The sequence below is a fragment of the Variovorax sp. YR266 genome (genome assembly GCF_900107295.1).
GTDB lineage: Bacteria > Pseudomonadota > Gammaproteobacteria > Burkholderiales > Burkholderiaceae_C > Variovorax.
Genome location: NZ_FNPM01000019.1, coordinates 50,239 through 73,409, shown reverse-complemented (window position 1 = coordinate 73,409; position 23,171 = coordinate 50,239). Strand labels below are relative to the sequence as shown.

At 63.9% G+C, this 23,171-nt stretch carries 24 protein-coding genes and 1 pseudogene; 5 read left to right on the top strand and 20 right to left on the bottom strand.

Going from position 1 to position 23,171, the window contains the following annotated elements:
* The first annotated feature begins 88 nt into the window (after positions 1-88).
* Positions 89-1,825, top strand: a complete 1,737-nt coding sequence (locus tag BLW48_RS31950; protein ID WP_093179634.1) for a YadA family autotransporter adhesin — start codon at positions 89-91, stop codon at positions 1,823-1,825.
* A gap of 72 nt (positions 1,826-1,897) precedes the next feature.
* Here BLW48_RS31950 and argC read toward each other — a convergent pair whose 3' ends face one another.
* A complete protein-coding gene (argC, locus tag BLW48_RS31945) occupies positions 1,898-2,824 on the bottom strand; it encodes an N-acetyl-gamma-glutamyl-phosphate reductase (RefSeq protein ID WP_093179632.1) in 927 nt (308 codons plus the stop codon).
* A gap of 82 nt (positions 2,825-2,906) precedes the next feature.
* On the opposite strand from argC, the gene BLW48_RS31940 reads away from it, so the two are divergent.
* Positions 2,907-3,797, top strand: coding sequence for a LysR family transcriptional regulator (locus BLW48_RS31940; protein WP_093058470.1), 891 nt, complete (start codon positions 2,907-2,909; stop codon positions 3,795-3,797).
* Positions 3,798-3,826: 29 nt separating this feature from the next.
* Here BLW48_RS31940 and BLW48_RS31935 read toward each other — a convergent pair whose 3' ends face one another.
* The 4 genes from BLW48_RS31935 to BLW48_RS31920 all read right to left on the bottom strand — a co-directional run bounded on the left by BLW48_RS31935 (position 3,827) and on the right by BLW48_RS31920 (position 7,068).
* Positions 3,827-4,117, bottom strand: a complete 291-nt coding sequence (locus BLW48_RS31935; protein WP_093179630.1) for a DUF1330 domain-containing protein — start codon at positions 4,115-4,117, stop codon at positions 3,827-3,829.
* Positions 4,118-4,199: 82 nt separating this feature from the next.
* Positions 4,200-5,468, bottom strand: a complete 1,269-nt coding sequence (locus BLW48_RS31930) for a TCR/Tet family MFS transporter (RefSeq protein WP_093179629.1) — start codon at positions 5,466-5,468, stop codon at positions 4,200-4,202.
* Positions 5,469-5,475: 7 nt separating this feature from the next.
* Complete coding sequence (locus BLW48_RS31925) at positions 5,476-6,363, bottom strand: glycosyltransferase family protein (protein ID WP_256331039.1); 888 nt, start codon at positions 6,361-6,363, stop codon at positions 5,476-5,478.
* Positions 6,364-6,711: 348 nt separating this feature from the next.
* Positions 6,712-7,068 carry a hypothetical protein gene (locus BLW48_RS31920; RefSeq protein WP_093179626.1) on the bottom strand — a complete coding sequence of 119 codons (357 nt, stop codon included), beginning with the start codon at positions 7,066-7,068 and terminating at the stop codon, positions 6,712-6,714.
* A gap of 896 nt (positions 7,069-7,964) precedes the next feature.
* Between BLW48_RS31920 and tuf the strand changes: the two genes are divergently transcribed.
* The gene (tuf, locus tag BLW48_RS31910) at positions 7,965-9,158 is read left to right on the top strand and encodes an elongation factor Tu (protein WP_218132254.1); all 1,194 of its coding nucleotides are present in this window, start codon (positions 7,965-7,967) and stop codon (positions 9,156-9,158) included.
* A 61-nt stretch (positions 9,159-9,219) separates the two neighbouring features.
* Here tuf and BLW48_RS31905 read toward each other — a convergent pair whose 3' ends face one another.
* Entirely contained in the window at positions 9,220-9,660 is a 441-nt protein-coding gene (locus BLW48_RS31905; RefSeq protein WP_093179624.1) for a VOC family protein, read from the bottom strand.
* Positions 9,661-10,220: 560 nt separating this feature from the next.
* The gene (locus tag BLW48_RS31900) at positions 10,221-10,550 is read right to left on the bottom strand and encodes a 1-deoxy-D-xylulose-5-phosphate synthase (protein WP_093058476.1); all 330 of its coding nucleotides are present in this window, start codon (positions 10,548-10,550) and stop codon (positions 10,221-10,223) included.
* 368 nt (positions 10,551-10,918) lie between these two features.
* On the opposite strand from BLW48_RS31900, the gene BLW48_RS31895 reads away from it, so the two are divergent.
* Positions 10,919-11,170 carry a hypothetical protein gene (locus tag BLW48_RS31895; RefSeq protein ID WP_093179622.1) on the top strand — a complete coding sequence of 84 codons (252 nt, stop codon included), beginning with the start codon at positions 10,919-10,921 and terminating at the stop codon, positions 11,168-11,170.
* Between the two features lie 37 nt (positions 11,171-11,207).
* Here the strand turns inward: BLW48_RS31895 and BLW48_RS31890 are convergent, their stop codons facing one another.
* From BLW48_RS31890 to BLW48_RS31860, 6 genes are all read right to left on the bottom strand, one after another.
* The gene (locus tag BLW48_RS31890; RefSeq protein ID WP_093179621.1) at positions 11,208-11,969 is read right to left on the bottom strand and encodes an SDR family oxidoreductase; all 762 of its coding nucleotides are present in this window, start codon (positions 11,967-11,969) and stop codon (positions 11,208-11,210) included.
* A 365-nt stretch (positions 11,970-12,334) separates the two neighbouring features.
* Positions 12,335-13,060, bottom strand: coding sequence for a DUF6348 family protein (locus tag BLW48_RS31880; protein ID WP_177142481.1), 726 nt, complete (start codon positions 13,058-13,060; stop codon positions 12,335-12,337).
* 123 nt (positions 13,061-13,183) lie between these two features.
* Positions 13,184-13,630, bottom strand: a complete 447-nt coding sequence (locus tag BLW48_RS31875; RefSeq protein ID WP_093080786.1) for an SRPBCC family protein — start codon at positions 13,628-13,630, stop codon at positions 13,184-13,186.
* Positions 13,631-13,675: 45 nt separating this feature from the next.
* A complete protein-coding gene (locus BLW48_RS31870) occupies positions 13,676-14,143 on the bottom strand; it encodes a GNAT family N-acetyltransferase (RefSeq protein ID WP_093179618.1) in 468 nt (155 codons plus the stop codon).
* 15 nt (positions 14,144-14,158) lie between these two features.
* A complete protein-coding gene (locus tag BLW48_RS31865; protein ID WP_093179616.1) occupies positions 14,159-14,695 on the bottom strand; it encodes a GrpB family protein in 537 nt (178 codons plus the stop codon).
* A 28-nt stretch (positions 14,696-14,723) separates the two neighbouring features.
* Positions 14,724-15,518, bottom strand: a complete 795-nt coding sequence (locus tag BLW48_RS31860) for an AraC family transcriptional regulator (protein WP_093058483.1) — start codon at positions 15,516-15,518, stop codon at positions 14,724-14,726.
* Positions 15,519-15,587: 69 nt separating this feature from the next.
* Here BLW48_RS31860 and BLW48_RS31855 point away from each other — a divergent pair, with 69 nt between their 5' ends.
* The gene (locus tag BLW48_RS31855; protein WP_093058484.1) at positions 15,588-16,835 is read left to right on the top strand and encodes an MFS transporter; all 1,248 of its coding nucleotides are present in this window, start codon (positions 15,588-15,590) and stop codon (positions 16,833-16,835) included.
* Positions 16,836-16,865: 30 nt separating this feature from the next.
* Here BLW48_RS31855 and BLW48_RS31850 read toward each other — a convergent pair whose 3' ends face one another.
* The 7 genes and pseudogenes from BLW48_RS31850 to BLW48_RS31820 form a co-directional block, all read right to left on the bottom strand.
* Positions 16,866-17,606: an alpha/beta hydrolase gene (locus tag BLW48_RS31850; RefSeq protein WP_177142480.1), complete on the bottom strand. Its 741-nt coding sequence runs from the start codon at positions 17,604-17,606 to the stop codon at positions 16,866-16,868.
* Between the two features lie 16 nt (positions 17,607-17,622).
* Positions 17,623-17,961, bottom strand: a pseudogene (locus tag BLW48_RS36120) (DUF4419 domain-containing protein); the annotation flags it as partial.
* Positions 17,962-18,065: 104 nt separating this feature from the next.
* Positions 18,066-18,491 carry a hypothetical protein gene (locus BLW48_RS31840; RefSeq protein WP_093179613.1) on the bottom strand — a complete coding sequence of 142 codons (426 nt, stop codon included), beginning with the start codon at positions 18,489-18,491 and terminating at the stop codon, positions 18,066-18,068.
* A gap of 8 nt (positions 18,492-18,499) precedes the next feature.
* On the bottom strand, positions 18,500-19,840 hold the full coding sequence (locus BLW48_RS31835) for an adenylosuccinate synthetase (protein WP_256331038.1): 1,341 nt from the start codon (positions 19,838-19,840) through the stop codon (positions 18,500-18,502).
* Between the two features lie 7 nt (positions 19,841-19,847).
* Positions 19,848-20,828: a hypothetical protein gene (locus BLW48_RS31830; protein WP_093080801.1), complete on the bottom strand. Its 981-nt coding sequence runs from the start codon at positions 20,826-20,828 to the stop codon at positions 19,848-19,850.
* A gap of 27 nt (positions 20,829-20,855) precedes the next feature.
* Positions 20,856-21,833, bottom strand: coding sequence for a lipopolysaccharide kinase InaA family protein (locus BLW48_RS31825; RefSeq protein ID WP_093179611.1), 978 nt, complete (start codon positions 21,831-21,833; stop codon positions 20,856-20,858).
* Between the two features lie 10 nt (positions 21,834-21,843).
* Positions 21,844-23,157: a hemolysin family protein gene (locus BLW48_RS31820; RefSeq protein WP_093058490.1), complete on the bottom strand. Its 1,314-nt coding sequence runs from the start codon at positions 23,155-23,157 to the stop codon at positions 21,844-21,846.
* Between the last annotated feature and the right edge of the window lie 14 nt (positions 23,158-23,171).

Here is a 23,171-nt window from a genome sequence, read left to right as displayed (position 1 = left end):
TCTACCAGTTCTCGGGTATGGCTCTTCTGCAAACAAAAAGACACACTCGCCCGCGTTTTGTCTTATTCGTTTTTGCAAGGGAAGAACCATGCTCACTCGACTCCAGCTCTCGCGCCGGTACTTGCCGGCCGTGGCCCTGCTCACCATGGGAAGCGCTCACGCAGCGGGCTACGTGGCCGGTGACGCCGGCAACCCCGGCCCCAACCAGCCGGGCTGGACGAGCAGCAGCGGCGGTGGCGCAGCCACGGTCTCCGGAGATGGCGCCACCGCGATCGGAGCGGGCGGCGACGGCAGCAACGGAACCGCCGGCGGAACCGGCGGCACAGGTGGAGCGGGCGCCAGCGCAAACGCGAACGGCGCGACGGCCATCGGCGGCGGCGGCACCGCCGGGCAGGGGTTCGCGGGCGGCACGGGCGGCAACGGCGGCAGCGGTGCACAAGCTTCTGCCAGCGGCGCCATCGCCGTCGGGTCGGGAGGCCAGGGCACGGACGGCTGCTGCGGCTTCAGCGGCCAGGCGGGCGGCGGCGGCGCGCAGGCATCGGGCGTCTCGGCGGTCGCCATCGGCAGTGCCTCGGGCGCCAGCCAGGGCGCCGTGGCATCGGGCAACGGCAGCACCGCCATTGGCGGCGCCTACAACGGGTCATCCGGTGCGTCGGCGCTGGCCACCGGCAGCGTGGCCGTCGGCACGGGCAGCCAGGTTGCCAGTGGCGCGACCAATAGCGCAGCCATCGGCGCCAACTCGGTCGCCACCGCGGCAAACACCGTTTCATTCGGCTCGGCGGGCCAGACGCGCACCCTCGTCAACGTCAACGCCGGCGCGGTGAACGCCACGAGCACCGATGCCGTCAACGGCAGCCAGCTCTACACCGTGCAGCAGACCGCCTCGACTGCGCAGTCCCTCGCGCAGAACTCGGCGCAGTACGGCGCGGGCGGCACATCGCTGCAACTCAACGCCAACGGCGGCGCCGGCACCACCATCAGCAACGTGAGCGCGGGTCAGGCGACCACCGATGCAGCCAACGTCGGCCAGGTGCAGCAGGCGCAACAGACCGCCATCACCACGGCCAACAACTTCACCGTGCAGCAGGTGACGGCGCTGCAGACGCTGATGAACCAGGCCCTGGCCAGCGGCGTGTGCGCGGTGGGCGCTGGCGGTGCCGTGGCCTGCGGCCCCGGCGCCAGTTCCAGCGGCGCGGGCAGCACATCGATGGGCACCAACGCACAGGCCAACGGCGAGAACACCGTGGCCATCGGCAACGGGGCGCAAGCCAGCAATGCGGGCTCGGTCGCCATCGGTGCCGGCGCCAAGGCGCTGGCCGACCCAACCACCGCAGTAGGCAACAACGCCATCGCCACCGGCAACAACGCCGTGGCGCTGGGCGCCAACACATTGGCCTCTGGCAACAACGCGGTCGCACTGGGCCAGGGCTCCGTGGCGGAGCGCGACAACACCGTGTCGGTGGGCAATGCCGCCACCGGTCAGTTGCGCGGCATCACGAATGTCGCGCCGGGGGTGCTGGGCACTGACGCAGTCAACGTCAATCAGCTGCAGCAGGCGGTGAGCAACGCGACCAGCCAGGCCAATGCATTTGCTGCGCAGGGCGTGGCCGCGGCGTTGGCCATGCCGTCGATGCCAACGCTGCCGGTGGGCAAGAAATGGATGGGCGCTGCGGTTGGCAACTATGCAGGTGCGTCGGCTGTGGGCTTTGCGTTTGGCTATCAGGTCAATGACAACCTGAATCTGGGGGTGGGGGTTTCGACGGCTACGAGCAGTGGGAGCAATAACAGGGTTGCGGCTCGGGTGCAGGCGGGGTATGCGTGGTGAGAGGTGTGGAAAGAAGGACTCACAACAATCCAGCTGAGTGAACCGTATCGCCTTTCGAATTCGCAACGTGGGCTACGAAGCGCTCGCCATCAATCGCAGGTTCTGCACGGCCGCGCCTGCGGCACCTTTGCCCAGATTGTCGAGAACCGCGCTCAAGACGATCTGACCTGTGCGTTCATTGAATGCAACGGCCAGACTCATGTCGTTCGAGCCGTTGTGGACTTGCGGGTCCAGTTCGGTCATCGGCACAGCAGACGACATCGGCAGCACGCGCACATGCGCCGCATCGCGGTATCGTTCCGCAAGGCATTCGTGGATGCGCACGCCCGAAGCATCAGAGGGAAGCATCCGCGCGTGCAATCCGATGGTCAGCACGATGCCCTGCCGGTAGCTGCCATAGGCCGGCACGAAGATGGGCCGCTGCGCCAAGCCGCCATAGGCCTCGATTTCCGCCACGTGCTTGTGCTCGAGTGCAAGGCCATAGACCTTCAGCGAATGCGCCCCTGCGCCGCCAGCTGCGGCCTCGTGCGCTTCCGCCCCCGCCCTGCCCTGACCCGAATAGCCTGAGACGGCATGGATGACCAGCGGATAGTCGGTGGGCAACAAACCCGCATCCGTCAGCGGTCGCAGCAGAGCGACCGCGGCGGTGGGATAGCAGCCCGGATTCGTGACCCGCGGTGCCGAGGCGATACGTTCGCCTTGCTGTGCATCGAGCTCCGGCAGGCCGTAGACCCAACCCGGGCTGGTGCGGTGGGCCGAGCTGGCGTCGATGACACGCACGGCAGGGTTCTCGATCATCGCCACCGCGTCGCGCGCCGCGGCATCGGGCAGGCAAAGGATTGCGATGTCGCACTCGTTGAGAGCGGCCCGGCGGGCAGCCGCATCCTTGCGCAGGCTTGTCGGCAATGTGCGGATGCGAAATTCCCCGCCCCGCAGGCGGTTCTGCAGGTCAAGGCCGGTGGTGCCCTGGTCGCCGTCGATGAAGATATTGAGGTCCATGGAGCGCGATCGTAGGGATACGACCTCGATGGCTCCAGCTAAATATATGGAACCCCAGATTAAGAAAAGTTAAATTAGCGATATGCGGGAACTGAGCCTTGACCATCTGCGCACCCTTGTCGCCATCGCCGACCTCGGGTCTTTGGCCAATGCTGCGCGCGCCCTTCACCTGGCGGCACCCACCGTCACCGTTCAGATCGCGGAACTGGAGTCGCGCCTGGGTGGCCAGTTGCTCGTTCGCGGGCGGGGGCCCGCGCAAGCGACTGCCTTGGGAGAGCGCTTCATCGCGCGTGCCCGCAGGTTGCTGGCAGACGCGGACGACGCAGTGGAGGACGTTCGACGTCAGCTCGCCGGCCAAACGGGCCGCGTGCGGGTGGGGGCATCGACGGGCGCCATCGCGCACCTGCTGCCGCCCGCGCTCGAACGTCTTGCCCGGAACCATCCCGGCATCGACGTGAACGTGCAGGTGCTGACCTCCAACGACAGCATGGCCCGGCTCGCCGCAGGCAGCCTCGACCTGGCGGTCGTGGCGCTGCCGCAGGCGCCTGTGCGCGGTGTTCATGTCACTCCGCTGCGGCGCGAATCTGTCGTCGCCTTTCTGCCGGCGGACTGGAAAGCACCCAAGCGGCTTACCCCGCAGTGGCTGGCCCAGCGACCGCTGATCATGAACGACTCTTCCACACGTCTCTACCGGCTGACCGCGGAATGGTTCTCTGCGGCTGGCGTCCATTGCCGGCCGCGCATCGAGCTCAACTACAACGATGCGATCAGGACACTGGTCGCCGCCGGCTACGGAGCGGCCTTGCTGCCGGAGGAATCGCACGAGCCCGCGCGCGATCCTCGCATCGCCGTTCGCCCGCTCAGCCCGGCTCTATGGCGGCAGCTCGGTCTAGCGGTCAGCGACCGGGGTGCCAGCGGACCGACACGCTTCGTCCTGGAGGCGTTGCTGCCAGAGAAGGATTCGGCTGCTTGAGTCGGCGCCAGCCCCTGGCCCGCGGTTGCTCAGACCCCTTCGATGATCCGTAGATCCCGTTCGGCGCCGTCGCCCAACGCGGCAAGCGCAGCTTGGTAGTCAGGGCTGTCATGCGTGGACGTAGCCAGCTCGAGGCTGTCGAACTCGATCAACACGGTGCGTTCGGACAAACCGAACTCGTAGACCTTGGCGGGCAGGCCACGCGCCAGAAAGCGCCCACCGCCAGCAGTGATCGCCGGGCCGGCCAGTTTTGCGTAGGCTGCAAGTTTGTCGGCGTCCTTGATGGCACGGTACGCACTGACCCAATAGGCTTTTGCCATGGTGACTTCTCTCTTGTTGCTAGATGAACAATATAGCTTCCGTTGCCCATGACCTTGCCGAGGCATGGCCGAGAAGGCCGTGCTAGGTCGGCTTGACTACCGCTGCTGTTGCGTCCACCGCCACCGTCGGCCGTGCGTAGCGCCACGCGATCAGCGCGCCGATGCCCAGGAACACCGCGGCAATGAAAAAAGGCGCGCCTGGCAAATGCACGGGTGCGTCCGCCCCGATGAAATAACCGAAGCTGCCGGCGAACGTCGCTGGTCCGACGATACCTGCCACCGACACCAGGCTCGTCAACGCGCCCTGAACGCGACCTTGCTCACTAGCGTCGACCTGCCTGGTGAGCAGCGTCTGTGCCGCCGGTCCGGCGACCGCCAACAACGTGCCGAACGGCAGCGCAGCCACAAGGACCCAGCCGACATCGGCGAAGCCGTAGATGACGAAGCCGAGCACGCCGCAACCCAGCCCGAACAACAGGGTGCGGTGCTCGCCGAAGCGCTTCACGCCCGGTCCGATCAACAGCACGTTGACCAGCACACTGAGCACGCCTACCAGTCCGAGCACCCAACCCACCGCGTCTTCCTTCCAGCGGTATTGGTAGTCGGCGAACAGCACGAACACGCTGGGATAGACATACTGCGCGAGGTTGACAAGGAAGATCACCGCCGCCAGCCCGAACACCTGCGGGTAGCGCTTCAGCAGCACCAGCGATCCGATCGGATTGGCGTGCGACCAGTCAAACTTCCGGCTGCGCCGTTCCGAGGGCAGCGACTCCGGCAACACGAACCATCCGTAGCAGAAGTTGAGCATGGTCAGGCCGGCCGCGAACCAGAACGGCAAGCGTGAATCGATGTGGCTCAGTTGCCCGCCGAGCACCGGCCCGAGCACCAGGCCCACACCGAACGCCGCGCCCACTATGCCGTAGCTCTTGGCGCGCTCCTCCGGCGACGTCACATCGGCGATGTAGGCATTGGCTGCAGTAAGGCTGGCCGAGAACACGCCGGACACCACCCGGCCAATGAACAGCCACGGCAAGCTGTTGGCCAGGGCCATGAACACAAAGTCCACGGCCAGCCCCAGGCACGACAGCAAGATCACAGGTCGCCGCCCAAAGCGATCGGACAAGGCGCCCTGAATCGGCGAGCAGATGAACTGAATAGCCGCAAACGCCGTGCCGAACACTGCGATCCAATACGCCGCTGTTGCAGTACTACCACCAGCGAGGCGCTCCACCAGATGCGGCAGACCAGGAAGAATCAACCCGAACGCCAGGAAGTCGATCAGCACGGTCACGAATATGAAAGCGAGCGCGGCGCGGCGGGCGCGGGGCGCTTGAAGGGTCGAGCTCATCGCGAATTCAACCGCTGCGGCTCAGGTACTTGCTCATCCGGGGACGCGCCTCGCGGATGCCGCCAAGCCGGCCGAGCAGGCCATCGAATAAGCCGACCATCAGTGCAATGCACTTTCTCAAACGATCGCGCTCGAAGATCAGCATGGGCAGGATCTGCTTCAGCGTGTAGACGTTGATGAACAGAATCGCGGGAAAGGCACGCACATGCGCCAGCGAGAGGTCGAGGGCATTGCGCGCAATGTAATAGCGGCGCACGGCCGAATAGTTGATAACGTAGATCTTCCAGCCGAACAGCGACTTCGCCTGGAGATCGCCGATCTGATGCTGAAGCACGACGTGCGGATTCAGATAGATCGGTACGTCGCAGTGCAGTGCGCGCATGCAGTAGTCGGTGTCGACGTGGTCGATCACGTAGCGCTCGTCGAAGCGACCTATCCTGGCCCAGGCCGCGCGCGAAATCAAAGAGCCAGAAGAGATCAGGAAGGCGCAGCGGACCAGCGGTTCGGTGAAAGGCTTTCGCAGGTCGAACTGATAGACACGCTTGCCCTCGAGGCCGAATTGCGGAATCAGCGCGTCCAGGTTCGTGTCGTGGACGAGCGGGCCGATCAGGAAGGCAGCGTCTTCTTCGCTCTCGCCGGCATCGCCTGTGCCGCGATCGTGTTTCCTGTCTCGTGCTGCCACTGCGGCCTGGCACATGGCGTTGAAGTAGCCGGGCGGGAGCTCCGAATCCTGGTCGAGCAGAAAGAAGAGTTCAACGCCCCGCGCTTCGAGTTCGACGATGCCGCAGTTGAAGGCACCCGCGATGCCACCACGGTTGCCGTTGTGCAGCACGGGGATCTCCGCGTCGATGAGCGCGCGATGCCAGTCGCCCACTTCTGGCGTGTTGTCGACCACGCAAAGGCGCGGGCACGACTGCGCGAGTGAATGGAGGTTCGTCAGTTGCCCGTCGGTGGGGAAATAGGTGACGACAACGGCACCGAACGAAAAGGACATCGCGATCTATCCAGAGTGACAGGCGTTCGGAGTGTGGGCCCGAACCGATGACAATTTCAAGCGTTGTTACGGGCGCGGATCGATATGCTGCCCCTGCGGTTGGTTTTGCGCAAAAGCGATGCGCGATCGAGCTCACCGAAGTACTAATCTGGTGCGGTGAATGGCAAAGAGAGGCTGCGAGAGTTCTTGTCTGCATTCATAACAAAGTATGAATGCGGCTTCTAGGTCCGCTTGTGGCTCGAGAGCAAACTACTCCGCTGGCTCAAAGGGACCAAACTCCCGGTGGACTTCGCCAGCGCGAATATCACGAGCCCATGTGTCGAACATTTCTTCGCCGACACCGCGTGCAAAGAACGTGACCGATGGGAATGCCAGCGAGATTTCTCGAAGCATTGCTATCAACGGTTCCGCATAGATGGAGTTGTAGCCCGGGCGATCAAGCCCTTTGCCTTCGGCAGACGCCCGCAGGTCTTTGAGCACATCCAGCGACCAACCATTGCCGACAACAAAGCTCTCGGCCGCTTCGGCGATCAGTTGAGGCGTAAGGCTTCCAGACGCGTAGTCAGCATCGTCCCATTGCAGTTCCAAGCGGGTGTAGTAGCTCATGGTTTTTTTCTCCAGTCAAAAAAGATCCCCAGAAAAGGGGGCTCATAGATATCCGTTCTTAGCCGACTGTAGCCAGTCACACCGCCGTCGCGAAGGGCGCGTTGCTGCCGCTCCCGATGCCCCGGTTCTCCGCGAAGAACCGATCGCTCAACCGGCCATCGTCCGCGAACTGAAAGGGGCGTTGACCTATGAGCCTGGTGCCTCTCTGGCGCGGGGCCGAAGGAACCGGCGTGCTTCTGCGTCGATCTGTGCCACGGCGCCACGAATGCGGCTTGCCGACATTTGCGACGAAGCGCCGGGCAACTATTGCTGCGCGCGTGCAACGCTTCTGTTGCCGGATCGCTATAGCGATGTTAGCCTCCGACCCCCCAAAGATTAACCATCGCGCTGCGGCCAACAGCCAGCCGCACGAGAGACCCATGAAGCAGTTCCTGACCACGCCAGACGCATTGATGACCCGCACCGTTGCGGCGGCTTCGCTGCGCCCTTTTGGCACCGAATTGCTTTCCTAGAGCCCTTCCACCTGGAGGCTCGGCCTCCTGAGTTTCACAAGACCCGGTAGGCCTCAAGCCACCGGGTTTTTTGTTTTCTGCTTACCCAGTTGGAGATTTGGACATGAGCCCCGAACGAGAACTTACTTTCGCCGCACGCGCTGCCAGCGCGGTGCTGTGCTTCGACTCCGCGGAGTGGTTCGTGTAGAGCTTCCAGGCCCTCGTGCGCCTGGAGGTCCATCCTTCAGGCAAGAAGAAAAGCCTGTCGGGTGGTCCACCCAGCAGGTTTTTTTTCGCCCGCATGGCGGGCATCGCGAGTTTGGTGCGCGCGCACCGACAACCCGCCGACCGTTTCGCCTGGCCAGCGAATCGGATCGGTTTTTTATTCTCAAACTGGAGAAAACCATGATGAACAAGGTTCATGTGAATGTCGGAACCATCGGTCACGTCGACCATGGCAAGACGACGCTGACGGCTGCTCTTACCTTCGTGCAGGCCGCGCGCATTGGCGGCCGTGCGCTGTCCTATGGGCAGATCGACAACGCGAAGGAAGAGCGCGAACGCGGCATCACGATCAATACCTCGCACGTCGAGTACGAGTCGGACAGCCGTCATTACGCACACATCGACTGCCCCGGACATGCCGACTACATCAAGAACATGATCACCGGCGCCTCGCAGATGGACGGCGCGATCCTGCTGGTGGACGGCACCGAGGGCGCCGCACGGCAGACCATCGAGCATGTGCTGCTGGCGCGCCAGGTGAACGTCGGCCACATGGTGGTGTTCGTGAACAAGATGGACCTCATTGCGGAAAGTGACCGCGCGGACATCGAGCAGCTGATCGAAATGGAAATCGGCGCGCTGCTGGCTGCGCACGGATACCGCGATGCCCGCTTCGTCTTCGGCAGTGCGCTGAAGGCCTTGGCCGCCGCCGAGCGCGGCGACCTCGAAGGCGCCGACGTGCAATGCATCGTCGAGCTCGTGAACGCGTTGGACTCGTGCATTCCTGATCCGGTGCGCGACTACAGCGCGCCGTTCATGATGCCTGTCGAAGGCGTGCACACCATCACGGGCCGCGGCACCGTGGTCAGCGGCCGGGTCGAGCGCGGTGTGATCCGCGTCGGTGACAGCCTGGAGATCGTCGGGCTCAGTTCGGACGGCGACGAACAGGTGATCGTGACCGGCGTGCAGTCCTTCCACAAGGACGTCGCCGAGGCGCGAGCCGGCATGAACGTCGGCCTGCTGCTGCGAGGGGTCAAGCGCGACGATGTCGTGCGAGGCCAGGTTGTCGTGAAGCCCGGTGCGCTGAAGCCGTACCGGACGGGGCGCGCACAGATCTTCGTCCTCAGCAAGGACGAAGGTGGTCGCCATACCCCGTTCGGCTCAGGCTATCAGCCGCAGTTCTTCTTCGGCACGACCGACGTGACGGGTGTCATTCGCGTCGACACCGAGACCGGTCTGGTCGAGCCGGGCGCACAGGCGCAGATCAGCTTCGAGCTGAACAAGCCCGTGGCCATCGAGAACGGCATGCGGTTCGCAATGCGCGAAGGCGGCAAGACCGTCGGCGCAGGCATCGTGACCGAGGTGCTCGGCTGAAGGGCTGATGCCGCACTTGCCCCTGTCGTCTGCTTGTCAGGCGGCAGGGGCTTTTTTTGACCTAAACGCCACCGAGTTGCTCGGCAAGCCCGACGATGATGCCCTCTGGCCCGCGAAGATAGGCAAGCCGGTACGACTCCCCGTACTGCATCTGGCCAATGAGTTCTGCGCCATGGGCCTGCATTCGCGCAACGACAGCATCGATGCCGTCGACGGCAAACATGATTCGACGAAGACCCAAAGTGTTCACTGGCGCATCCACAGGCCCGAACCGAACCGCATTCGGCGTGTGGAATTTGTCCAGTTCAATTCCCTGCCCATCGGGAGTCCGCAGCATCGCGAGGGTGGCTCTGACGTCTCCAAGCCCAATGAGGCTCCCGACAGAAGGCCCTTCAACCGTGGTTTGGCCCTCGAGTTCGAGGCCCAACTCTACAAAGAACTCCTTCACCGCTTCGAGATCGTCGACAACGATCAGGATGTTGTCCATTCGCTTGACTGTCATGTACTTCGGTTCCTCTTTCAACGGTGTCGCGTATTGGGGGAATTGGCGTCCAGGTCGAGCCAGGCGGATGACCTTACCGAGGAAACAGCCTACCCGGGAGTTGCCCTTGGCGACTGGCTGCTTCCGACCGGATTCCGCCTATAGCCCAGCGCACGCATGACTCACGACTGGAGATGTTTCGTTCGAGCCTACCTGCGGTTCTGCTTCCAGATCAACGCGGAAGATGCAGGAGTACGGCGGCCACAGGTTGTCTCTCTGACTTGAGCACTGCAGCATCGCCTTCTTGCTCGACGAAACCTCAGGGGCTGCAGTACAGGCATAGCCTTGCAGAGCCAACTTCTGAGCCAACTTTGAAGGCGGCTCGCCCTTGGATGCTGTCAAGACGGCGTCAAGCTTTTGACTTTCCCTCACTTCGATGGGAGCACATCCGCTTGTCATCAATAGCGCCGCGGAAAGAACTAGTGCCCGTCGAGCTATCGAGCGGGACTTCTGCATATTTGCTGCTGGCATGGTCTGAAGTTTGCTGCTTGGTAGAACCCCTGGGTCACACCTACCGGCACTCACACGAGTTGCTTCTCACCCCCGCACAGCACCGCCTCCCCGCGAACCTTCAACCAATACTCGTCCCGAACGTCATCGTCTATGACGGGCCGAATGTGCGTCGCATACAGGGCGTCCTTCCCATCTCGTCGAGGCCCTGAAATCCAGTAGTGCTCACCGGTTTCAACGTCGAAATAGTTCGACTTGAAGCCGCTTCCCTTCAGGCTGCGAAAGGCCTTTCCTCCGTAGTACAAGGTTGCCCCCGACTTGGAACTGGTGACTCGACCGATGCGGGCCGGTCCTGTCAGGCCGCCCGACTTCGCTTCGATATACATGATTCGGCTCTTCATCAGGTCGTACTTCCGTTGTGAAGAAGTGGAAAAGAAACCCGACGCCACGACTTCGTTGTACTCAAACCGCCATTGTGGGCTGAAGAAAAGTTATTCCCGCAAATCGAGACTTCCTAGTGCATTTGCTTTTCCGCACCGCGCCGCTCTTCTCTAAAGTGAATGCCCTCGCAACCAAACACCCGCTATGCGGGCAAGGAAGACAGCACCAACGGCAATCCACATAAGCAAACCGCATCGCCTCACGGCGGGCCATCGACGCACCCGCGCACCGATGCGAACGTGAGGCGCAAAAGGCGACGGCCAGGGTGCGGTAACACTCCAGCCGTCTAACCAAGTGACGTGCAACACCTTGAAAGGACGCACACCAAATGGCTAAACGAATTATGGCCCGGCCTCGCACGCCGGCATCTCCCGACGCAACTGCTACCGAGAGCGGACCAGGCCCGTCGGATCTTCTCGAAAACAAGCTGGAGCAGTTGCAATCGCTGCTCTGGTGCCTGCACGGAGATGGCCGATGGGGCGAGCAGGAAGACTCGGAGCATCTGAACAACGTGCTCTGGCTCGCGGCGGAGTTGGCTCGAGAGGCAGCGGCGTTGTTTCAGGAGAGCCCGCGCTGTTGAGGCGAAGCCGCGCCACTGGCGCGGCCTCCCCCTCCAACTACGCCGCAGTCGGGTTCATGGCGGCAAAGGTAGCGTCGTAGCGGCCATCCCGCTCGGCCCAACGCCGTGCCCTGTCGCGCTCGACCAGCACTTCGCCCCGGGGGTGGTCCTGCGACTCCAGCAGCTGCATAACCTCCGCCACGTACGCGGCAAGCGGCATGGCGCGCGGGTCGGATGCCTGGCTGTCGCCCGTGAGTTCCGTCTGCACATAGGGCGGCGCCAGTTCAAGCACTTCGACCGGAACGTTGCGCAGCTGATGGCGCAGCGATTGAAGCCAGGAGTGCACGAATGCCTTGCTGGCGCAATAGGTCGGAAAATCGGCCCGAGGCACGAAGGCAAGGTTGGAGCTGGTCACCATGATTGCCGCGTCTGGCTGCCTTTTCAGCAGCGGCAGGAGCGCCGCCGTCACACGCAGCACGCCCATTATGTTCGTCTCCACGATGGCCTGGGCGGCAGAAACATCCCAGCCGTCTGCGGCCATGTTCTCCGCCCGCGAGATGCCTGCGTTGGCGACGAGCACATTGAGTTCGGAAAAGCGCGCACGAACGTCTTCGGCGAGACGAGGCAACGAGGCCGGGTCATCGAGATCGAGCGGCATCCCGACCATGCCCGGCCGGCTCGCCGTGATTTCATCGAGCAGGGCCTGCCGTCGCCCCGAGACGATGACGCGATTGCCGCGGTCGTAAAAAGCTTCGGCGAGCGCACGGCCGATGCCGCTGGTTCCACCGGTGATGAGGATTGTGTTGCCGGTCATTTTCATGATTCGCTACTCCTTGTTGTGTTGAGGTCGTATGCAGGTGACGTGACAGCGCATTCGCCTCGTCCTTGAAAGGATCGGCGATGCGGCTTGTGAAAGGAAAAGATGGACGAGTCCAGCGCCAGTCGACCGAAGATCAGTGCGACAAGCGTGGCAACGGGGTCAGGATGAGGGAAGTGATGTCATGCCAAAGGCTCCTTTACTGCGTCGAGACACTCCCTGCTGGGATCCTCTCGACAAAGGACGCGTTGGATGACGGTAACGCCTACGACAGTGCCGTGGAGGCGACTGCGGGGGCGACTATAAGCGTGGCGCTGCGCTGTCGTCAATGCTTCATCAGTGCCGGCCTTTGACCGCCACTCCGGTAGTTACACCCCGCCGATCACAAAGAACAATTTCGCCATCGTAAATTCGCCGGAGACTGGCCACCTGAAGGCGGAGAGCCGTCGCGTAATGCGCTCGTCCTGCATGCCGTTGACCGTGAACGCCACCTGCTCCACCTTCCCCTTGACGATCAGGACAACCAGCTTCGCCCATTGCAGTTCCTTTGTCGGGGAGGTGTTCCGCAACTCCGCCGCGATCAACTGCTCGATCTGCTTCTGGGTGGCCTCATTGATCGACACACCCCGCTGCCCCCACTCGGACAAGAAAATCCGGCGCCGAGTGCCATTGATCTCCCATGCATCCTTTCTGACATGGGAGTCGGAATGATCGAAGAGCTCCGCGTAGATCGGGTGCAACGTCGTAAGACAGAAGTTCTGCAGCGAGTCTTTGAACGCGTCCTCGGCGCTGCTCCCTATGCCTGCGACGAAATCATCGAGCCGACGTCCATCCTTGAACGTGATGGAAACCCGGGATTCGACCGAGTACAACTTGCTGGAGGAAAACTCCTTTGCCTCATGGATCTCACCGTCGAGAAGTACCCCTTGCGCGGGGAAGAAAAGCCCATTCGGCTTCTTCTCGAATTTCGTGAAGTTGTGGGCCTTGAGCCAGAGTTCGAAATAGGAGTTGACGTACTCGCGCCCCTGTCCTGCGTGTGCCACGCTGCTCAATAACACGATGAGGGTTGCGAGAAGACGGATCACAGGGTGCATTGAATTACCCTTTCCCCTGAAGCTTTGGTTAGCAAATTCTGGCCAGGTCGCAACGCCCTCCTCCAGAGAGGTGAGAGGTGGCACCACCTGGCCAAGGCTGAGCACAAGCTCAAAGCGGCCTCCTCAACCCGGAATGTTCGGCTCGACCAACTGGGCCAGTGCGACAAGCGACTCCTGCCAGCCCAGGTAGCACATCTCGACAGGAATCACATCGGGGATGCCCTCCTGCACAACGGACATTTCAGTGCCGCAGGACACTGGAGTCAGCGTCACGGTGGTCTTCATGGTGCCCGGCAGGTTGGGGTCGTCGAAAGTGGCGTCGTATGCAATGCGCTGGCCGGGGACGAGCTCCAGGTACTTCCCGCCGAACGAGTGGCTGTGGCCCGTACCAAAGGCGGTGAACGACATGCGCCAGGCGCCCCCGACCACGGGCTCCATGCTGTGGACTTTTCCGGTGAATCCGAATGGTGGCAGCCAGCGCTCGAAAGCACCGGGCTCGACGAAGGCACGGTAGAGCCGGTCCGGCGGAGTGCGCAGCACGCGGTGCAGACGGACAGTGTTGGTAGCCATGGTTGTGTTCTCCTGAAGTGAAGAGGATGAGCCTTGTTTCGGGGCTCACGGGAAGGAACGGCCCTGGTCGGCAGGCGCCTTTGCAATGAACGCCTGCTTGTCATTGCTATTGAAGCCGGCCGACTCGTAGAACTGGAAGGTCGCTTCATCCTTCCTGCCGGTCATCAGCATGACCTTGTAGCAGCCTTGCGACCACGCAAAGGACAAGGCCTCTGCAAGCACCGCCTTGCCATGTCCCTGCTTGCGATGGTCGGCGTGGGTCACCACGTTCTCGATCACGCCATAGGGCCTGCAACCGCGGGTGAGATTCGGGACGACGGTGAGGGTGCAGCTTGCGATGAGCTTGCCGCCCACATAACCGCCGAAGTATTTGTAGCGAGGGTTGCCCAGCAGTTCCTGCCAGACGGCCTCGACAGTTGCGGCGTCGGGCAAGGGGTCATCGGCGTCGTGAAGATACTTGTACAAGGCCAGAAGGTCCTCGAGTTCTGAAGCGCCAATTTGATGAACTTCCATACATCCTTCTTTTGCTCAGGCCTTCGGAATCTGCGCCTCTATCTCCTTGATCACTGCCTCTTTCTCTCGGTTGTAGACCTGGGGGTTGGCCGGGTCTACCGCATGGGCGCGATCCTTCGCTTCTTCGTACCTTCTGCGCAGATCCGGGCGGCGGCTGAGTATGTCGATGAAGGCCAGCGAATCCTTGTGAACAGGATCGCCGCGATGGCAGATGTGGATGTTGATGTTGAAGCGCCGCCCTTCATGTAAGACGGAGGCGCAGACATACGGCTTCTCATCCCTGTCGACCCAGACCGGCCGACGGTGGAAGCCGATGCGCTCGAACGCCCTCTGCTCTTCCCGAAGGTCATCGCGGGAGGTGATCGCCGTGATGTCGATCATCGGCTTGCCGCGCAGCCCGACCACCGCCGTGCTCCCGATGTGCACGAGTTCCACGTCGCTCAGATGCATTCGCACGTACTCTTGCACCCCGGCGAAGACTCGGGCGTATGCAAGGTCATACGGGACGATATTCCGGTGCTCAAGGCCTTCGTCGAATGCGTCGATCTTCATGGCTCGTTCCGATGATTACCGCGAGGACTCAGCCTTCGGCAAAGAACTGGCTGGGCGTCTGGTCGAATTGCTTGCGGAACATTGTGGCAAAGGCACTGGGGCTTTCGTAACCCAGCGCAAGGGCAACGTCGATGACTTTCTCGCCGGCCGCCAGCAGCTCCAGCGCTCGCAGCAGCCGGGCCTGCTGTCGCCATTGACCGAAGGTCATGCCGGTCTCGTTCACGAACAGGCGCTGGATGGTCTTCACGTTCACCGCAAGGCGCCGCGCCCAGTCGGCCATGGTGGAGGAGTCGTCCAGTCGTTGCTGCAGCAGTTCGCAGATCTGTAGCAGCCGCGGGTCGGACGGCATGTGCAGGTGCAACGGCAGCACTGGCAATGCACGCAGCTCGTCCAGAATCAAGCGCATGACGCGACCGTCGCGGGTGCCGGGCACGTAAGGCTGCTGCACCTCCATGGCGGCTCGGATGAGTTCGCGCAGCAGGGGCGATATGCCCACGGCCCGGGTCTCGCCCAGCAGTTTGGGGGCAGCATCGGTCGCCACCTGCAGACTGCGCATGTGCACTTCTCCGATGCAGCGGATCTCGTGGGTCATGCCGGCCAGCATCCAGATGGCGCGAGTGGGCGGCACCACCCAGCGGCCCGCCCGGGCCTGCACCACCATTACGCCGCGCACGGCATAGATCAGCTGGTGCTTGGTGTGCGCATGCGGCTCTATGTACCAGCCGCTTGGGTAGTCGGTGGCCCGGCCGGTGACGGGCGTCGGCGCGTCGTCGATCTCCTTGAGCACCTGAGGCAGGGCCTTGGGCTTGCGAGATGAGTCCATGTCCTTTTCGCGAGGGTTTCTGGTGGATTGGCGCGAGACAGGCGCAGCGGTGCTTTCGATAATTCTCCCATGACAACCTCCGCAGCAGCATCCTTGGACGCCAGCGCCACGCCGACCGGCGCGGCCAGCGATCCGGCCTCTCTTTCTCAAAAATCCAAGCCGGCCTTCGGCATCCTCGCCGGCATCAGCAGCTCGCACATGATCAACGACATGATGCAGTCGCTGATCCTGGCGATGTATCCCATCCTGAAGGGCGAGTTCTCGTTGAGCTTTACGCAGATCGGGCTGATCACGCTGACCTATCAGCTGACCGCATCGCTGCTGCAGCCGCTGGTGGGCCTGTTCACCGACCGCCGGCCGCAACCGTATTCGCTGCCCTTCGGAATGATGTCCACGCTGATCGGCCTGATGCTGCTGGCCTTCGCGCCCAGCTTCGGCTTCGTGCTTCTGGCCGCGGCATTCGTGGGCATCGGATCGTCCATCTTCCATCCGGAGTCGTCGCGCATCGCGCGGCTGGCCTCGGGAGGGCAGCATGGCTTCGCGCAGTCGGTGTTCCAGGTGGGCGGCAATACCGGCACGGCCATCGGGCCGCTGCTGGCTGCTGCCGTCATCGTGCCCTTCGGCCAGCGCAGCGTGGCCTGGTTCGGGTTGGCGGCATTGCTGGGCATCGTCCTGCTGCTGCAGGTGAGCCGCTGGTATGCCGCGCACCATGTCGCCACGGCCGGCCGCAAGAAGCCGGCCGCCGCGGCGCCGTATCCGCCCAAGGTGGTGATGGGCGCCATCGCGGTGCTGCTGGTGCTGATCTTCTCCAAGTACTTCTACGTAGCGGGCATCAGCAGCTTCTATACGTTCTACCTGATGGAGCGCTTCGGCCTGACGGTGCAGAACGCGCAACTGCATCTGTTCTTCTTCCTCTTCGCCTCGGCGCTGGGCACACTCCTCGGTGGGCCCGTTGGCGATCGCATCGGCCGCAAACCGGTGATCTGGGTGTCCATTCTTGGCGTAGCGCCGTTCGCACTCCTGTTGCCGCATGCCGATCTGTTCTGGACCACGGCACTGACCGTCGTGATCGGACTTGTGCTGTCCTCGGCCTTCTCGGCGATCCTGGTCTATGCGCAGGAACTGATGCCGGGCAAGGTGGGCATGGTGTCGGGCCTGTTCTTCGGCTTCGCGTTCGGAATGGGCGGGCTGGGCGCCGCGGTGCTGGGCATCTTCGCGGACCACACCAGCATCGCCTTCGTCTACCAGACCATCGCCTACTTGCCCCTGCTGGGCGTGGTGGCGGCTCTGCTGCCCAGGGGCACCCGGCGGGACTGAACGTTGGAAGAAGAGGACCGGCTTGCGCTGCTAATCGATGAACCTTGCCACGATGTCCTCGAATGACGGCAGGTCCATCGGTGTGTGGCCGCCCGGATAGCCCTTCACGCTCAGTTGCAGGCCCTTGTAGTTGCGACTGGCGATCTGGTCGTACATCGCGGTGATCACCGTTCCTCCGACGTTGCCGATGCCATATCCGAGCAGCAAGGTCACGGGGATGTCCCGCCCGCTGCTGCTCGCGTACATCTGGCTTTCGAGCGGATCGATCTGGTCGTGTGCGCCGTTGAAGGGCGCCTCGGAAGAGAAGAAATACTGGAAGGTGAATTGGCTCGCACCTTCCATGAAGAAGGCGCATGCGACAAAGATGCCGCCGTTCGACAAGCCCGAGAGCATGCGCTTGGCCGGGTTGGCACGGTAGTTCGACTCGACGTACGGCACCAGCTGGCCGGTGAGGAAGTCGTGGTACGCCTTGGCACCCGGCATCAGATAGTCGGTGTTGCGGCGCGCGGTGCCGCCGATGCCAACGACGATCGCCTTCTTGCCCGCCGCCTCGAGGATGTCCGTGAAGTTCTTGAAGCGCGTCACGCTGTTGTTGTAGACGGCGTCGCCATCGGTGATGTAGATCGCGGGATAGGACGACGTTGCGCTGTCGTATCCGGCCGGCAGATAGAACTGGATGGGATAGGTCGCGCCCGTGGCATCCGACTTCATCGAGAACAGGCACTGGCTCGGAAAGCGGGCTGGCGGCGGCCGCATCAACCGCCGGTTCATGAACCACCGCCCATCCAAAGCTCGCTGACAGCGCGCCCGTGTCACCATCCTGCGCGACGCCGAACATACCCGCCACAAATCGCAGCTCTTTCTTCGAGCCGTTCAGCAGATCGATGCAGCGCACGGGCGCGCTAGCCAGCGCCTGCGGCACCGCATGGATGCCAGGGCCTTCTGATGGCACGTCGTAACGCAGCCATCCCGTGCGCGCATTCGCAGCGTCGAAGTGCGCCTTCCAGTTGCCCAGGTACTTGTTTGGCCCAAGCGCCTTGGTTCTCCAGTCGACGATCAGGTAGGGGAACAAGGTAACGATCCAGCCGGTCAGCTCAGAGGGACCCGAACCGCTCTGGTAGCGAAAGAAAGGAAACCACGAATTTCTTCATGTCTTGATCCCTTGTTTCATCTGGTTTTTTTACCAATGCGCAGATGCGGACGAACCGCTCGGACGCGCATTCGACAAATTCAAAGCCTATCCCACACCTGGATCAATCCAACCAGATGGACGATGCCGAACACGAGGCAGATCGCCGAACTCCACACCCAGAAGGCCGTCAACCGCTGCCGGTCGAAGACGAACAGCGCCAATGCGACGAGTCCGCGCAGCAGGTACACCGCGGTGATCACGGGCAACACGAACGCCAGCAGCGGCAGTGGCTGCAGCACTCCGGCCCCCGAGAGTGCATACGCCGCCCACACCCCCAGCACGCACGCGATCAGCAACGTGACGATGGGTGGATACAGGTGCCCGGCAGCGGCGCCTGCGGCCATGCGCTCCCCTGCACCAAAGAAGCGATACCACGCGGGCCCGCCAAAGATCACGCAGATATGCAGCAGTGCGGCGATGGCGCTGAGTGCGGCGCCGACGATCAAGGGAATGTTGTAGGGCATGACGTCTTTCAAAGACGATTGACGGGCTGCAATGCGCGCACCATGTCACGCGTCGGACCGAAGGCACCGTAGCGCACGGCAAGGCCGCTCAGGGTCTCGACGCGTTCGACCCATTCCTGCGGCGTGGCGATGGCGCCGGGCTCGTACAGTGGCTGCACGCCTTGTAGCTGTTGCGTCAGGGTGTGCTGGTGATCGAGGTTTGGCGTCTCACTGCAAGGCAGCGAGGCGAGCCTCGAACCATCTGCGCTGCGATAGCCAGAGCACCAGCGCAAGCCTGCGCCTTCGATGCCGTCGAGATGGCTCGCCACCAACCCATCGAGCTTGCCGACCGCATCGAGTGCATACCGCAGCAGCACCGCGTCCGGGTGCCCTCGCCGAAACGCCCCTTGCCAGCCGTCATCGGCGTTGTGCGGCTCGGCCAGCCGCGCGTCGAGTGCGCGGTCGTGCGTGGGCAGCGGGCCTGAGCCGTGGCGCGTGAGGTAGGTGCGCAGCACGCCGAGGTGCTGCACGGGCGCATCGATGCCCACGTCTCGCAGCACGGCTTCGACCGCTGTGGTCGAGATGGTGCTCCACGTGGTGTGCGGATGAAACCCGCGCCACTCGTCGAGCAGCACGCCCTGCGCGCCTTCGAAGATCACGGTGCCGGGCTGCGCGAGGCGTTCAGCGATGCGGTCCGTACTCGCGGGTGGCGACTGCTTAAGGCACGGCGCCACGGCATCAAGCCAGCGCCGTGCGAGCGTGTCGTCTCGAAGCATGGCGAGTTCCTGTGCAGCATCGGCATGCGAGGGAACTGAGTTGGTTGCGAACTCGCGCAGCAACGTGGTGCGCGAGGCTTCCAGTTTTTCAAGCGCGCGTGCGGGCTGCAGCAAGTCGCCGTAGTGCAGGGCTTCGTCAGGTGAAGCAAGCGCGTGCCGCACGGTCTCGCCAACACCCACGCCACAACTGCCATGCGCGCCCTCCCCTCGCACCCATTCGCGCAACCGCCCCGCAGCTTGGTGGAAAGGCGTGGTCACGCGGCAGCGTGCGTCGATCAGCAAACGCGAGAAGGCGTCTTCCACACCCACGCGGCGCAATGCCGCTTCCTCTACGCGCAGTGCCGTCGGGTGCACCACCACCGGGCTCGCGAGCACAGTGCCCACGCCCGCATGAAAACTGCCGGCGCCGAATTGCGAGAAGGTGTGATGCCGCCCGTCGGCCAGCACCACGTTGTGCCCGGCCTGCGCGCCGCCGTTGAAGCGCACGACGGTGTGGGCTTGCAGCGTGCCGCAAAGGTGATCGGTAAAGAGCCCCTTGCCGCAGTCTCCAAATCCAAGGCCCAGCAGCGAGACGTAGCGCGTGGCGGCAGTCACACGGCCATCAGCCGAAAAGCCGCTTCCACCACGACGAACGCGGGCCCGCTGCCGCGGCGGCCACAGCCGGCGGTGCGCGGCGCGATGCGCTCGGGTCGAGCAGCGCGGCATAGCCGTCGAGCGCATGCAGAACACCCCCGACGCGCTCCTTGGCCATGCCGGTGCCGCTCATCACGCCGGCCAGCGCTTCGAGGCTGGGCACTGCCTTCTCGGTGAGGGCGACGATGCCGGCGGCCACGGCGCAGGCGTCGTCGGGCGAATCCATGCAGATGACGTGATCGCCCAGCAGTTCGCGCCAGCGCGGTTCGCAACGGCGGCGGCGCTGGGCATCGGGAATCAGGAAGAACAGGTTGGTGGTCTCGGCCGCGGCGGCGATGACCTCCTCGATGGGAATGTCCTCGTCGAGCTTCTCGCCGACGAGGCCTTCGACCTGGTGGCGCGAGACTGCCGGGTACGGCAGCTCGTCGCCGGTAACGAACAGGTAGCCGCGCTTCTTGCGCTTGACCCAGCAGTCCATGTCGGTGTGCTGCGCCATGACGTAGAAGGCCAGCTCGTAGCTCTCTTCGCCGGTGCCGCCGCCACCACCTTCGAGATAGCTCCAGGTGAGCCACTGGTCCATGAGGTTTGCGGTCGACTCGAACTGGCCGACCTGCAGCGGCGCGTGGTCGGAGGTGGCGTCACCGATGGCCATGAACATGAGCTGTGGGTCTGCCACGCCGCAGTCGGTCAACAGCTTCATGAAGGTGGGCAGCTCGCGGCGCGCCAGGGTCTGCGGGATGTCGCCCATGGAGCCGGTGACGTCGAGCGCGAAGACGATGCCCAGGGAGTTGGGGTGGTCGGCGTTGTCGCGCGACTCACGCACCTTCAGGCCCTTCGGGTTCATCAGCGGGTGGGTGGAGCGCTGCGTGAAAACCTCGGCGCCAGGCTTGGCGGCGCGATCGGCAATGAGCGCCGTGTGGGCGGCGTGCGAGTAGTTTCCGTATCCCATGAGCTTTTCTTCCTTGATGACTGCGGTTCAGGCGCCGGCGCGCGGCGCGGGGTCGAAGTGAACGAACTTCGATGCGCCGAAGGCTTCGCGCGATGCGGCGGAGAGTTCTTGCTCGATGCCCTGCGCGCCGAGGCGCCGGCAGGTGGCGGCATCTTCGCTGCACTGGCGCAGCAAGGCGACGAGCGGTGCGGGGGTGTGAGAGCCGAAGCCGGGCTCACTGGCCGCGCCGCCATGCAACACGGCGCGCACGGTCCAGGCGGCTTGCATGAGGTCGCGAGCAACAGCGGAGCCTTGGGCCGCGCCGGTCGCATGCTGAGCGCGCGACCAGCCGATGAGCAGCACGCCATGGTCACGCGGATGCACGAGCGCGTGCGCAGGCGACAGGTCACGATGCGTCCAGCCAGCGCCGTGCACGAAAGCCAGCACTTCGAGCATGCGGCGCCAGATCCACACGGCATGGCGCGGGTCGATGCCTTGTGCATTGGCCTGCTGCACGTCTTGCAGGCTGCCCCAGAAGCCGGGCGGATGGCGCAGCACCAGCGCCTGGCGAGCGCCGTCGCCCAGCCCCTCGGCCACGCCCACACCCAAGGGCTGCGGCAGGCGGCGGGTGAAGTAGGCAGCACCGGGCACCGACAAGTCTTGCAGGGCCTGCAGCACCGCGCCTTCGCGCACAAGCACGTCGTTGGCCGCGCTGTCTCGCGCGAGCTTGAAGGTGACGCGCTCGGGCAATGCGCCGAGGCGTTCGGCCAGCAGCACTTCGCTGTGCTCGCCGGTAGCCAGCGGCGCCAGCACGCGGTAGCGCGCACCGCGCCACGCGAGGATGCGTCCGCCGGCCACGTCGGCATTGGCCCGGCGCAGCGCGGCGCGGAAGCTCTCGCGCTCGACGGTTTCCTCGCTGCGCACGACAGTGGCACCGCAGTAACTGCAGTTCACCGTGCGCCAACGGGCGGCGCGCGGCAGCGGCGCGGAACATTGCGGGCAGCTGAGAGCAAGCAGCGACAGCATGGCCCGCGCCTCAGTCTTCCTTGGGGGGCGCCGCCGGGTCGGGCGATGCCAGCACGCGATCGATGCGGCGGCCTTCCAGCGCGACGATCTCGAAGCACCAGCCGGCGCAATCGATGTGCTCGCCCACCTCGGGCAAGTGGCCGGACACAGCCATCAGCAGGCCTGCCACGGTGTTGTACCGGTTGCGCTCTTCGTCGGGCAGCTCGCGGATGCCCAGGCGCGCGCGCAACTCCGACACGGGCATGAGGCCATCGAGCTCCCACACGCCGTCGGGCCGCTCGCGCGCCCAGGCGTCGGTCTGCATGCCGGGCTGCAGTTCGCCGGTGATGGCTTCGAGCAGGTCGCGCGGAGTCATGAGGCCCTGCACCACGCCGTATTCGTCGACCACGAACACGAGGCGGCCGGCGCGGGCGCGGAACTGTTCCAGCAGCTCCATGCCGGTGAGGGTCTCGGGCACGAACACGGCGGGCGTGGCCTCCTGGCCGAGCACGCCGGGGTGTGCGGCGCCCAGGCGCAGCAGGTGCGCCACGCTGATCACGCCGACCACGTCGTCGAGCGAGTTGCGGCACACGGGGTACCAGGAATGCACGAGGTTGAGCGCGCCCGCCTCGGCCACCTTCTGCAGCGCCTGCTGCACGCTGAAGGAGGCGTCGAGCCATTCGATGTCGGCACGCGGAATCATCAGCGACGACAGGCGCCTGTCGTCGAGGTGAAACACATTGCGCACCATCTGGTGCTCATGCTGCTCGATGACGCCGGCGTCCACGCCTTCTTCGAGGCTGGCCGAAATCTCTTCTTCGGTGACGGAGCGGGCCGCGTTGGCATCGATGCGCAGCACCTTCAGCATGGTGGCAGTGGCGCCCGCCAGCATCCAAACGAAGGGCTTGGCGGCCTTGGCCAGTCCGCGCATGGGGCGTGACACCCAGCGCGCCACGGGCTCGGGATACAGCTGCCCGATGCGCTTGGGCACCAGCTCGCCGAAGATGATGGTGAAGAAGGTGATGCAGGTAACCACCACCGCGGTAGACGCGATGCTGGCGGTGCCGCGGCCCATGCCAACGCTTTCCATCCACACCGAGAGCGGCTCTGCAAACGCGGCCTCGCCGACGATACCGCTGAGCATGCCGATGGAGGTGATGCCGATCTGCACCGTCGAGAGGAACTGCGTGGGCGACTCCATCAGCTTCAGCGCGGCCACCGCGCCGGTGTCTCCCGTTTCGGCCAATGCCGCGAGACGTGCGCGCCGGCTGGTGGAAAGGGCCATTTCGGACATTGCGAACAACGCGTTGAGCGTGGTCAACAAGGCCAGGAGGAAGACATCCATGAACTGAGGGAGAG